Origin of the sequence: Klebsiella sp. JN_Kp127 (assembly GCF_040062505.1) — a bacterium.
GTDB lineage: Bacteria > Pseudomonadota > Gammaproteobacteria > Enterobacterales > Enterobacteriaceae > Klebsiella > Klebsiella quasipneumoniae.
Window position 1 is genome coordinate 62,047 of record NZ_JBEAHS010000037.1, and the last position, 12,364, is coordinate 74,410.

Genomic DNA, 12,364 nt, shown 5'->3' on the forward strand with positions numbered 1-12,364 from the left:
TCCGGGGTCATTTTTTCCCGGCCTTCGCCACCCACGCCTTCAGAACCGCCACGTCGTTTTGCCACTCGGATTTCATCTCTTCAACCCATTCAGCGACATTATCAGACCAGGCAGGCAGGTCCGGCGTCTGGATCTGCTGACCCAGCTGCTGGATGTGGCGCAGGCCAATAGAGCCCGCAGCCCCTTTGATCTTATGCCCCTCTTCAACGATCCCTTTTTGATCCCGGGCGGTGAGATTAGACTCAAGGACGGACATATAGCCCGGCATCATCTTCTCAAACACCGCGAGGCCATCGTTGATAAGCTTCGGTCCCACCAGTTCGATATATTGCTCAAGCATATCGGTATCCAGCACCGCATCGGCTTTATGCCGATCGGCCGCCGGCGCTTCCTGCGCCTCCTCTTCCGGCGCATCCCAGAATTTTTTAATCATGGCCGTCAGCGCCGGCACCGATAGCGGCTTGCTCAGCACATCGTCCATGCCGGCATCCAGATACTCTTTCTTATTCTTCAGCACGTTGGCGGTCAGGGCCACCAGCGGCGGCAGCTCATCCGCGGCAAAATTCTGTTTTAGCTGACGAGAAATATCCAGTCCCGTCATATCCGGCAGCTGGATATCCAGCAGCACCAGGTCGTACTCGCCAGGCTCAAACATCTCCAGTGCGGCTTTGCCGGTCATCGCGACATCCACGCTGTTGCCCAGCTTTTCCAGCACCGAGCGCGCCACAATGACGTTGAGCTCAATATCTTCCACCAGCAGCACGTTGAGCGCCGGTAATGGCATGTCGTCTTCCGCCAGCGTATCTTCCACTTCTTCCGCAATGGCAGGCGCATGGACGGTGAGCGTAAAGGTCGCCCCTTTACCCGGCTGGCTGGTGACGCTGATATCGCCGCCCATATTGCGCGCCAGGCGACGCGATACGGCGAGGCCAATCCCGGTGCCGGTGGCGGGTTTGCCGCCGTGGCTGTCTTTGACCTGGTAATACATGGCGAATATTTTGTCCTGCTCCGCTTCAGGAATACCAATCCCGGAGTCTTCCACTTCGAAGTGCAGGATATCGCCTTCGTCATAGCGCACGCGGACGTTCACCCCTCCGCCCTGTGGGGTAAACTTCACGGCGTTGCTGATAAGATTCCACAGGATCTGCCGCAGGCGGGTGCCATCGGTGATCACCTTGTGCGGCAGCGGCAGGCTCGGCTCCAGCACAAAGCGCAGTCCCTTCTGCTGCGCCTGCAGACCGGAAAGGTTTTCCAGGTCGGCAAGGAAGCTGGTGAAGTCCACCGGCTGGTTATCGAGCTGCACCTTACGGCGCTCCATTTTATCCATGTCGATAATATCATTGAAGATATTCCCCAGCGTCACCGCTGAGACATGGATGGTTTTCAGGTATTTCTCCTGCTCGCTGGTCAGTTCGGTATCCAGCAAAATTCGGCTCAGCCCGACAATCCCGTTCAGCGGGGTACGCAGCTCATGGCTGATGGTGGAGATGAAGGTGGTTTTATCCCGGCTGGCGCGTTCGAGGGCGTCCTGATAGCGTTTTCGTTCGGTGATATCGCGTCCGAAGCCCATCAGACCACGACGCTTACCGACGCGATCGTAGTACGGGACCTTGCGGATTTCGAAGCACGCTTTACGGCCATCGGGATAGTCCAGCCACTGCTCATAGGTCAGCGATACATTGTGGCGGAACACCTTCTCATCGGTTTCCAGCACCTTTTCCGCCGCCTCTTCGCTATAGACATCCTGCGGTTTGAGGTGGATCAGCTGTTTCTCGCTTTTGCCGGTCAGCAGCTCCATCGCCCGGTTACAGCCGGAAAACTCTTTATCCTCATTGCGGTAGAAGACCAGGTCCGGGGAGGCATCGAGGAAAGAGCGCAGAAAGGAGGATTGCTGTTCGAGCTGGATCTGCGTCTCTTCACGCTCTTTCATCTCGATCTTCAGCTGCTCGAGGGTGGTCTCACGCTCGGCTTCCGCCTTTTCACGTTCGCCAATCTCCTGATTCAACTGCGCGATATTGTCTTTCAGCTGCACGTTCAGCTTCAGATCGCGCTCACGCATCTCCTCCAGTTTCTCCACCAGCCGCGAAAGACGCTGGCGGGACTCTTCAAGCTGCTCCACCACCACCGAGAGAAAATAGACCGCCCACGGGGTGATCAGTAGACCGAAGAAGATAGAGCGGATAACGTCGATGCTTTCAACCTGGCCATGCAGCACCATGGTGACCGCCATCTGTACCACGATGGCCAGCACCACCAGCGCAAGTGCCAACAGCATTGAAAAGCGGACCAGACCCAGCTTCATCATCAGGTCGACATAATACTGCGCCAGCATACGAATTTGCTTCATAGGGGATTCCTTCACGACAACTCCGCACAATAATACTCAATTCTGAGCAATGCGCTGTAAGTTGTGCAAAAAATGCGGGAAGGAGCCGATATGACGGCTGGCCGCCGAGGCGAACCAGCCGCGAAAAAGAGGCATGGTCAGGAAGGGGTTAGCGCTTGCTTAGCGCCTCCCAGAGACCTTTGAGGTAGGTCACCCCGAGTGCGCGATCGTATAAACCATAGCCCGGGCGTCCGGTCTCTCCCCAGATAAAGCGGCCATGATCCGGACGTATATAGCCGTCGAAGCCGTTGTCGTGCAACGCTTGCATCACCTTGTACATATCCAGGGAGCCGTATTCTGACGGATGGGCGCACTCATAAAAGTCTTTATCCTGCATCAGTTTAATATTGCGGACGTGGGCAAAATGGATCCGCTTGCGGCGGGTAAACTCAGCCAGAATAGCGTATACGTCGTTATCCGGATCTTCGGCAATCGAGCCGGTGCAGAGGGTGATACCGTTGGCGGGTGAATCGACAGCCCGGCAGATCCAGTCCAGATCGTCGCGGTTTTTGACCACCCGCGGCAGGCCAAATATCGAGTACGGCGGATCGTCAGGGTGGATCGCCATTTTCACGCCCACCTCTTCGCAAACCGGGATCACCGCCTGCAGAAAATAGACCAGGTTCTCCCGCAGCTTATGGTCATCCACCGCGCTATATTTGGCAAACAGGGTCTGCACTTCCGCCAGCCGTTCCGGCTCCCAGCCCGGCAACGCGAAGCCGTTTGAATTCTCAAGCACCTCCTTCACCACGTCTTCCAGCCGCTTATCGATATCTTTCTTCTCAAAAGCCATCGTCAACGAGCCATCCGGCAGGACGTAGTTCATATCCGTCTTCATCCAGTCGAACACCGGCATGAAGTTATAGCAGATGACTTTGACGCCGAAGCGGGCAAGGTGGCGAATGGTCTGCTGATAGTTGGCAATATAGCGGTCACGAGAAGGGAGGCCGATTTTGATGTCGTCATGGATGTTGACGCTCTCTATCACCTCCATTTTCAGGCCTGCGGCATGGGCCTGGCTGACCAGACGCTCAATTTTATCCTCCGGCCATACCTCGCCCACCGCGACGTCATAGAGCGCGCCGACCACCCCCTCCACGCCGGGGACCTGGCGTATATGCTCTAATGAAACCTTATCTTCCTCTGGTCCAAACCAGCGCATTGTCATCTGCATCGTCATCACCTGCTCAACATAGTTTAATTTCACCCTACTACCATACCAGTAATCATAATTGATTGAGCCTTAACTGTCGTGATGGCGATCACATTCCTGCTGACCGGCTCGCCGGTGAGGTCGCTTTCGCTACATTCATAATTTTTCTCAATTTATTTCAATAGATTAATCATTGCCGGGCTTTTTCTGACAACCTTCGCCAAATGTGATCCAGAGCTAGTTATGATCAATTGCATACTTGTATGGTAATAAAAGTCACGATATTTGTTCAGAAAACAGACAAGGGAAGGAACAGAAATGAGAAGCGTCGTTGTCAAAGAGCCAGGCCAACTGAACATCGAATCACGTCCGGTTCCCGCTCCGGGCGCCCACGAAGTCCGGGTGAAAATCGCCTTTGCCGGGATCTGCGGTTCCGATGTGCATATCTATCAGGGCCACAACCCCTTCGCGAAATATCCCCGCGTGATCGGCCATGAATTCTTCGGCATCATCGATGCCGTCGGCGAACAGGTCTCTCCGGCACGCATCGGCGAGCGCGTCGCAGTCGACCCTGTCGTCAGCTGCGGCCAGTGTTATCCCTGCTCGGTGGGGCGGCCGAATGTCTGTGCGCAGCTCCAGGTCATCGGGGTTCACCGCGACGGCGGATTCAGCGACTACGCCTGCGTGCCGGCGAAAAACGCCTGGCGCATTCCGGAAGCCATCAGCGATCGTCAGGCGACGATGGTTGAGCCTTTTACCATTGCGGCAAACATTACCGCCCAGCTGCAGCCCACGGCGCAGGATATCGCCCTGATCTACGGCGCAGGTCCGATGGGTCTGACGGTGATCCAGGCGCTGAAGGGGGTGTATGGCGTTAAGCATGTGATCGTCGTGGACCGCATTGCCGAACGTCTGCAGATGGCGCGGGACAATGGCGCCGATCTGACGTTGGATAACACTCACCAGCCGCTGGCGGAACAGCTGGCGCAGCGGCAGATAGCCCCCACGCTGGTCATCGATGCCGCCTGCCACCCGGCGATCCTTCAGGAGGCCATTCTCCTCGCCTCTCCCGCCGCACGCATCGGCATACTCGGCTTCTCCGGCGAGGCGTCCACCCTCACCCAGCAAAGCATCACCAGTAAAGAGATCTCCATTTTCTCCTCCCGGCTGAACAGCGGACGTTTTCCGCTGGTCATCGACTGGATGGAGAAAGGCCTTATCCAGCCTGAGGCGTTAATCACCCACTGCATGCCGCTGGAGCAGGTAAAAGAGGCTATGGAGATTTTTGCCAACGATCGGAAAACCTGCTGCAAGGTATTGCTGCAGCTGGGGTAAATGCTAAATAACGGGCGACGTGAATATTGATATCCGTCGCGCCAGAGCTCAATAACATACTCATCACGGTGTCATCATGGGAAAAAATATCCGCTGGATTATCGTCCTGTTATTATTTTTAGTATATATGATTAATTATCTGGACCGGGTGGCGTTATCCATTACGGTACCGATGATTGAAAAGGATCTGGCGCTAAACGCCGAACAGTTTGGTATTATTTTCGGCAGTTTTTTCTTCGGCTACGCGGTATTTAATTTTATTGGCGGTCTGGCCGTGGATAAGTTTGGCGCAACGCTGGTCCTGGGGCTGGCGGTGGGGATGTGGTCGCTATTTTGCGGCTTAACCGCCTTTGCCACCGGCTTTTATTCCATGCTGATGCTGCGCGTCCTCTTCGGGATGGCTGAAGGCCCGATTTGCGCGTCGGCGAACAAGATGATCAACGGCTGGTTTCCTAAGAAGCAAGCGGCTACCGCCGTAGGGCTGCTCAGCGCCGGCTCTCCGCTGGGCGGCGCGGTTGCTGGCCCCATCGTCGGTTATCTGGCTCTCGCATTCGGCTGGCGCCCGGCGTTTATGATTATTTTCGCCATCGGTATTGTATGGATGGTCGTGTGGTTTTTTATTGCCGCCAACTCGCCTGACAAACATAAGCATGTCAGTCAGGAAGAGCTCATGCTCATTAATAAAATGAAGCAAGAGGAGGACGCCCTGGAAACCGTAGAAAATCAAACCGCTCACTCACTGGGTTATTATCTCAAGCAGCCTATTATTCTGGTAACGGCCTTTGCATTCTTCTGCTACAACTATATTTTGTTTTTCTTCCTCAGTTGGTTCCCGTCCTATCTGGTTCAGCAGCACCATCTGGATATTAAACAAATGAGCCTCACCACCATGATCCCATGGATAGTCGGCTTTGTCGGCCTGGCGCTGGGAGGGTATATTTCCGATAAAATTTTTAAACTCACCGGACGCCTGCTGCTGTCGCGCAAAATTGTGCTGGTGGTATGTCTGCTGATGGCCGCCATCTGTGTGGGGCTTGCCGGTACCGTCAGCAGCGTCGTTCCTGCCGTTCTGCTGATGTCGGTCTCCATCTTTTTCCTCTATGTCACCGGCGCGATCTACTGGGCGATTATCCAGGACGTGGTGCATAAATCCCGCGTCGGCGGCACCAGCGGCTTTATCCACCTTATCGGCAGCGTCTCCGGCATCGTGGGGCCGATTGTCACCGGCTATATCGTGCAGTCTACCGGTAAATTCGACAGCGCCTTTGTCCTCGCCGGCACTATCGCCGCGCTCGGCGCCCTGCTGGTACTGTTCGTGATCAAAACGCCACGCGTGACAATGAAAGCCAGTCAGGCATAGTCGACAGCAATACCATGCCCGGCGCAGTCATCACGCCGGGCATCCTCTGAGACTATTTCACCGCCTGGGGCGCGACCCAGCTGCGGCCCAGCGCCGAACCCTGAGCGCCTTGCTCATTCAGATAGCGATCCAGTTCAACCATTCCGGTCCAGCGATTTTCGCACCACAGCGGCGCGAGCAGCGTGGGCCGACGGGCGCTGGCCGATATGCGATGGTAGATCACCTCCGGCGGGGTGTGGCGGATCATCTCCCCGGCGGTGACGGTATACGCCTCCAGTTCGATGCCATCGAGACGACCGGCCTGCCATGCTTTTGCCATAATGCTGCCTTTAACGATATGCAGCGGGTGCAGCTTGATGCCATCCACGCCGGTGGTCACGACCCGCTCCAGCGTCTCGAGGCCGTGCTCCTGGGTCTCCCCGGGCAGGCCGACAATGAGATGCGCGCAAACCTTCAGTCCGCGCTCACGCGCCAGACGCGCGGTACGCTGGTAACAGGCGAAATCATGCCCGCGGTTAATGCGGTGCAGGGTCTTATCATGCGCGGTCTGCAGCCCCAGCTCCAGCCATACCTCATACCCCTGCTGGTGGTATTCACTGAGCAGGTCGAGAACCGCCTCCGGCACGCAGTCCGGGCGGGTGCCGACGCAGAGGCCAACGATATTCGCCTCGCTGACGGCCTGGCGATACATCGAGCGGAGCACCTGCACTTCAGCAAAGGTGCTGGTATAGGCCTGAAAATAGGCCAGATAGCGCTTTGCCCGGTTAACGAGCTGCGCCTGATGGGCGAGCTGTTCGGCAATGGATCGATGCTGCTGGGCTTCATCCGCAAACGAGGCCACGTTACAGAAAGTGCAGCCGCCACGGCCCAGCGTACCGTCGCGGTTCGGGCAGCTAAAACCGCCGTGCAGCGTTAGCTTATGGACCTTTTCGCCATAGCGGCGCAGAAGATCCCCACCAAACATATTGACTAATTTCTGTAACTGCATAATCTGATAGACCGGCCTCAACAAAGGGGGCCAAGCCTGCCACTTTTCGTCACCGACGGCGATGACCTGGATCAATCGTCAGCGCGGCGCCCCGCCTCATTGCATAAACAATCATGATTACTGCAATTTCATTCACCCACAGGGTAATGAGTTTTCCTTATATTTCATCATCGCGCGGCCCTAATCTACTTTATGGTAAAAAACAGTATTAATATCCACCACATAAATTTATAGCAGTCGAATATGCTAATAATGAAATATATTTCAGCGCAGATCGGTAATGCAAAGCCGCGCGCACAGTGAGACAGATCACACTAGTCTTACCCTCTGCGGACGTATCCAAAGCATAAAAAATGGCATTATTTATTTTAAAAACATAAAGTTAACACCTGTATAGCACATTTTTGTATTAATAAGATTGCCATTTGACGTAAGTGTGGATTCCCGATAAGTTGGGAATCCGCTGGAAGCTTTCTGGATGAGCACTCTGCTCATCATATTTATGCAGTAATTGAGATTCCCTCTTAACAGCAAGTCCTCAAACTTGTGTACCGATGCAAAAAGGATTTAAAGAGGGCGAATGCGAGGTGCAAACCCCGTCGCCATGCTCTTTCTGTGCCTGTGCGCAATCGGTATCGGAGGGGGTCCGTAGAGCCTGGGGAGGTTCACTGATATGTTGTACGACAAATCCCTTGAGAGGGATAACTGTGGTTTCGGCCTGATCGCCCACATAGAAGGCGAACCTAGCCACAAGGTAGTGCGAACCGCGATACACGCACTGGCCCGCATGCAGCACCGTGGCGCAATCCTTGCCGATGGTAAAACCGGCGACGGTTGCGGTCTGCTGCTGCAAAAACCCGATCGTTTCTTCCGCATCGTTGCCGAAGAGCGCGGCTGGCGTTTAGCCAAAAACTACGCCGTTGGGATGCTGTTCCTGAATAAAGATCCTGAACTGGCGAAAGCGGCACGCCGCATCGTTGAAGAAGAACTTCAGCTTGAGACCCTGTCGATTGTTGGCTGGCGCGATGTGCCGACCAACGAAGGCGTGCTCGGTGAAATCGCCCTCTCCTCGCTGCCCCGTATTGAGCAAATCTTTGTTAACGCCCCGGCTGGCTGGCGCCCGCGCGATATGGAGCGTCGTCTGTTTATTGCGCGTCGTCGCATTGAAAAACGCCTGCAGGAAGACAAAGATTTCTACGTTTGTAGCTTGTCCAACCTGGTCAACATCTATAAAGGTCTGTGTATGCCGGCGGATTTGCCGCGCTTCTACCTGGACCTCGCGGACCTGCGCCTGGAGTCGGCTATCTGCCTGTTCCACCAGCGCTTCTCCACCAACACCGTACCACGCTGGCCGCTGGCGCAGCCGTTCCGCTACCTGGCGCACAACGGTGAAATCAACACCATCACCGGCAACCGCCAGTGGGCTCGCGCCCGTACCTATAAATTCCAGACCCCGCTGATCCCGGACCTGCACGACGCCGCGCCGTTCGTTAACGAAACCGGCTCCGACTCCAGTTCAATGGACAACATGCTGGAGCTGCTGCTGGCCGGCGGGATGGACATCGTGCGCGCCATGCGTCTGCTGGTGCCGCCAGCCTGGCAGAACAACCCGGATATGGATCCGGAGCTGCGTTCGTTCTTCGACTTTAACTCCATGCATATGGAGCCATGGGACGGCCCGGCGGGTATCGTCATGTCCGATGGTCGCTACGCGGCCTGTAACCTCGACCGTAATGGCCTGCGCCCGGCGCGCTACGTCATTACCAAAGATAAGCTCATCACCTGCGCCTCTGAAGTCGGCATCTGGGACTACCAGCCGGACGAAGTGGTTGAGAAAGGCCGCGTGGGTCCGGGTGAGCTGATGGTTATCGATACCCGTGCCGGACGCATTCTGCACTCAGCGGAAACCGATGACGATCTGAAGAGCCGCCATCCGTATAAAGAGTGGATGGAGAAAAACGTTCGTCGCCTGGTGCCATTTGAAGATCTGCCGGACGAAGAGGTTGGCAGCCGCCAGCTGGACGACGATCTGCTGGCCAGCTACCAGAAACAGTTTAACTACAGCGCGGAAGAGCTGGACTCGGTGCTGCGCGTGCTCGGCGAAAATGGCCAGGAAGCGGTCGGCTCAATGGGCGATGACACGCCTTTCGCCGTCCTTTCCAGCCAGCCGCGCATTATCTACGATTATTTCCGTCAGCAGTTCGCCCAGGTGACGAACCCGCCTATCGATCCGCTGCGTGAAGCGCACGTCATGTCGCTGGCCACCAGCATCGGTCGCGAAATGAACGTCTTCTGCGAAGCGGAAGGCCAGGCGCATCGTCTGAGCTTCAAATCGCCGATCCTGCTGTACTCCGATTTCAAACAGCTGACGACGATGGAAGAAGAGCACTATCGTGCCGACGTCCTCGACATCACCTTCAACCCGGCAGAGGCTTCCCTCAGCGAGACGGTGAAGGCCCTGTGCGACAAAGCGGAGCAAATGGTACGCGATGGTACCGTGCTGCTGGTTCTTTCTGACCGCAACATCGCCAAAGACCGCCTGCCGGTGCCGGCGCCGATGGCCGTTGGCGCGATCCAGACCCGTCTGGTCGATAAAAGTCTGCGCTGCGATGCCAACATCATCGTTGAAACCGCCAGCGCCCGCGATCCGCATCACTTCGCCGTACTGCTGGGCTTCGGCGCGACAGCTATCTATCCGTACCTCGCCTATGAAACGCTGGCGAAGCTGGTCGACAGCAAAGCTATCGATAAACCGTACCGTGCGGTGATGCTGAACTATCGCAACGGTATCAATAAAGGTCTGTATAAGATCATGTCCAAGATGGGGATCTCGACCATCGCCTCCTACCGCTGCTCGAAGCTGTTCGAAGCGGTCGGTCTGCATCGCGATGTCTCCGATCTCTGCTTCCAGGGCGTGGTCAGTCGCATCGGCGGCGCCGGCTTCGACGATTTCCAGCAGGACCTGCTGAATCTGTCGAAACGCGCCTGGCTGGCGCGCAAGCCGCTGGCTCAGGGCGGTCTGCTGAAGTACGTTCACGGCGGCGAATATCACGCCTACAACCCGGACGTGGTGCGTACCCTGCAGCAGGCTGTGCAGAGCGGCGAGTACAGCGATTATCAACAATACGCGAAGCTGGTTAACGAACGTCCGGCGGCCACGCTGCGCGATCTGCTGGCGCTCAATCCGGGCGAAGACGCCATCAGCATCGACGACGTGGAGCCGGCGAAGGAGCTGTTCAAACGCTTCGATACCGCAGCGATGTCGATCGGCGCCCTGAGTCCGGAAGCGCACGAATCGCTGGCGGAAGCGATGAACAGTATCGGCGGCTTCTCTAACTCCGGTGAAGGCGGTGAAGACCCGGCGCGCTACGGCACCAATAAAGTGTCGCGCATCAAGCAGGTGGCGTCCGGCCGCTTCGGCGTCACCCCAGCCTATCTGGTCAATGCCGACGTTATCCAGATCAAAGTCGCCCAGGGCGCGAAGCCGGGTGAAGGCGGCCAGCTGCCGGGTGATAAAGTCACTCCGTACATCGCCAAACTGCGCTATTCGGTACCGGGCGTGACGCTGATCTCCCCGCCGCCGCACCACGATATCTACTCTATCGAGGATTTGGCGCAGCTGATTTTCGACCTCAAGCAGGTCAACCCGAAAGCGATGATTTCGGTCAAACTGGTTTCTGAACCGGGCGTGGGCACCATCGCCACCGGCGTAGCCAAAGCTTATGCCGACCTGATCACCATCGCCGGCTACGACGGCGGCACCGGGGCGAGCCCGCTCTCTTCCGTGAAATATGCCGGCTGTCCGTGGGAGCTTGGTCTGGTGGAAACCCAGCAGGCGCTGGTCGCTAATGGCCTGCGTCATAAGATCCGTCTGCAGGTGGATGGCGGCCTGAAAACCGGCCTCGATATCATCAAAGCGGCGATCCTCGGCGCGGAAAGCTTCGGTTTCGGTACCGGCCCGATGGTGGCGCTGGGCTGTAAATACCTGCGTATTTGCCACCTGAACAACTGCGCGACCGGCGTGGCGACCCAGGATGACAAACTGCGTAAGAACCACTATCACGGTCTGCCGTTCAAAGTGACCAACTACTTTGAATTTATCGCCCGTGAAACCCGCGAGCTGATGGCCCAGCTGGGCGTCAAGCGCCTGGTGGATCTGATTGGCCGCACCGATCTGCTCAAAGAGCTGGATGGGTTCACCGCCAAGCAGCAGAAACTGGATCTGGGTAAACTGCTGGAGACCGCAGAGCCGCATCCTGGCAAAGCGCTGTACTGCACCGAAAATAACCCGCCGTTCGATAACGGCGTGCTCAACGCCCAGCTGCTGCAGCAGGCGAAACCGTACGTGGATGAAAAGCAGAGCAAAACGTTCTGGTTCGATATCCGCAATACCGACCGCTCTGTGGGGGCCTCGCTGTCCGGGTATATTGCCCAGACCCATGGCGACCAGGGACTGGCGGGCGACCCGATCGTCGCTCACTTTAGCGGCACCGCGGGCCAGAGCTTCGGCGTGTGGAACGCCGGCGGCGTGGAACTGCATCTGACGGGCGACGCCAACGACTATGTCGGCAAAGGCATGGCGGGCGGTCTGCTGGCCATTCGTCCGCCGGTGGGCTCCGCTTTCCGCAGCCACGAAGCCAGCATTATCGGCAACACCTGCCTGTACGGCGCGACCGGTGGTCGTCTGTACGCCGCAGGCCGCGCAGGTGAGCGTTTCGCGGTGCGTAACTCCGGCGCCATCACCGTGGTGGAAGGCATCGGCGACAACGGCTGTGAATACATGACCGGCGGTATCGTCTGCGTGCTCGGTAAAACCGGCGTCAACTTTGGCGCAGGGATGACCGGCGGCTTTGCCTATGTCCTGGATGAAGATGGCGACTTCCGTAAACGCGTGAACCCGGAGCTGGTGGAAGTGCTGGACGTTGACTCTCTGGCCATCCATGAAGAGCACCTGCGCGGTTTAATCACCGAGCACGTGCAGCTTACCGGTTCGCAACGCGGCGAAGAGATCCTCGCCAACTGGCCGGCCTTCTCCGCGAAGTTTGCGCTGGTTAAACCGAAGTCCAGCGATGTTAAAGCACTGTTGGGTCACCGTAGTCGTTCCGCAGCTGAGCTGCGGGTGCAGGCGCAGTAAGGGGTTAA

Annotated in this window: 6 protein-coding genes; 3 read left to right on the forward strand and 3 right to left on the reverse strand. The window is 56.9% G+C overall.

Going from position 1 to position 12,364, the window contains the following annotated elements:
* Positions 1-7: 7 nt before the first annotated feature.
* Both arcB and uxuA read right to left on the reverse strand, forming a co-directional pair.
* On the reverse strand, positions 8-2,347 hold the full coding sequence (gene arcB, locus ABLV04_RS13880; protein WP_032454177.1) for an aerobic respiration two-component sensor histidine kinase ArcB: 2,340 nt from the start codon (positions 2,345-2,347) through the stop codon (positions 8-10).
* Positions 2,348-2,495: 148 nt separating this feature from the next.
* The gene (gene uxuA / locus ABLV04_RS13885) at positions 2,496-3,560 is read right to left on the reverse strand and encodes a mannonate dehydratase (protein ID WP_025999212.1); all 1,065 of its coding nucleotides are present in this window, start codon (positions 3,558-3,560) and stop codon (positions 2,496-2,498) included.
* Positions 3,561-3,857: 297 nt separating this feature from the next.
* Here uxuA and ABLV04_RS13890 point away from each other — a divergent pair, with 297 nt between their 5' ends.
* Both ABLV04_RS13890 and ABLV04_RS13895 read left to right on the forward strand, forming a co-directional pair.
* Positions 3,858-4,874: a Zn-dependent oxidoreductase gene (locus tag ABLV04_RS13890; RefSeq protein ID WP_255988878.1), complete on the forward strand. Its 1,017-nt coding sequence runs from the start codon at positions 3,858-3,860 to the stop codon at positions 4,872-4,874.
* 76 nt (positions 4,875-4,950) lie between these two features.
* Entirely contained in the window at positions 4,951-6,234 is a 1,284-nt protein-coding gene (locus tag ABLV04_RS13895; protein WP_023291136.1) for an MFS transporter, read from the forward strand.
* Between the two features lie 52 nt (positions 6,235-6,286).
* On the opposite strand, the gene ABLV04_RS13900 is transcribed toward ABLV04_RS13895, so the two are convergent.
* Entirely contained in the window at positions 6,287-7,222 is a 936-nt protein-coding gene (locus tag ABLV04_RS13900; protein ID WP_023291137.1) for a TIGR01212 family radical SAM protein, read from the reverse strand.
* Positions 7,223-7,895: 673 nt separating this feature from the next.
* Here ABLV04_RS13900 and gltB point away from each other — a divergent pair.
* Positions 7,896-12,356 carry a glutamate synthase large subunit gene (gene gltB, locus ABLV04_RS13905; RefSeq protein ID WP_044524842.1) on the forward strand — a complete coding sequence of 1,487 codons (4,461 nt, stop codon included), beginning with the start codon at positions 7,896-7,898 and terminating at the stop codon, positions 12,354-12,356.
* Positions 12,357-12,364: the final 8 nt, after the last annotated feature.

Excerpts from the sequence above, each read along its gene's own strand:
- ABLV04_RS13895 (WP_023291136.1), top strand. The coding sequence starts at position 4,951 with ATGGGAAAAAATATCCGCTGGATTATCGTCCTGTTATTATTTTTAGTA.
- uxuA (WP_025999212.1), bottom strand. The coding sequence starts at position 3,560 with ATGCAGATGACAATGCGCTGGTTTGGACCAGAGGAAGATAAGGTTTCA.
- ABLV04_RS13890 (WP_255988878.1), top strand. The coding sequence starts at position 3,858 with ATGAGAAGCGTCGTTGTCAAAGAGCCAGGCCAACTGAACATCGAATCA.
- gltB (WP_044524842.1), top strand. The coding sequence starts at position 7,896 with ATGTTGTACGACAAATCCCTTGAGAGGGATAACTGTGGTTTCGGCCTG.
- arcB (WP_032454177.1), bottom strand. The coding sequence starts at position 2,347 with ATGAAGCAAATTCGTATGCTGGCGCAGTATTATGTCGACCTGATGATG.
- ABLV04_RS13900 (WP_023291137.1), bottom strand. The coding sequence starts at position 7,222 with ATGCAGTTACAGAAATTAGTCAATATGTTTGGTGGGGATCTTCTGCGC.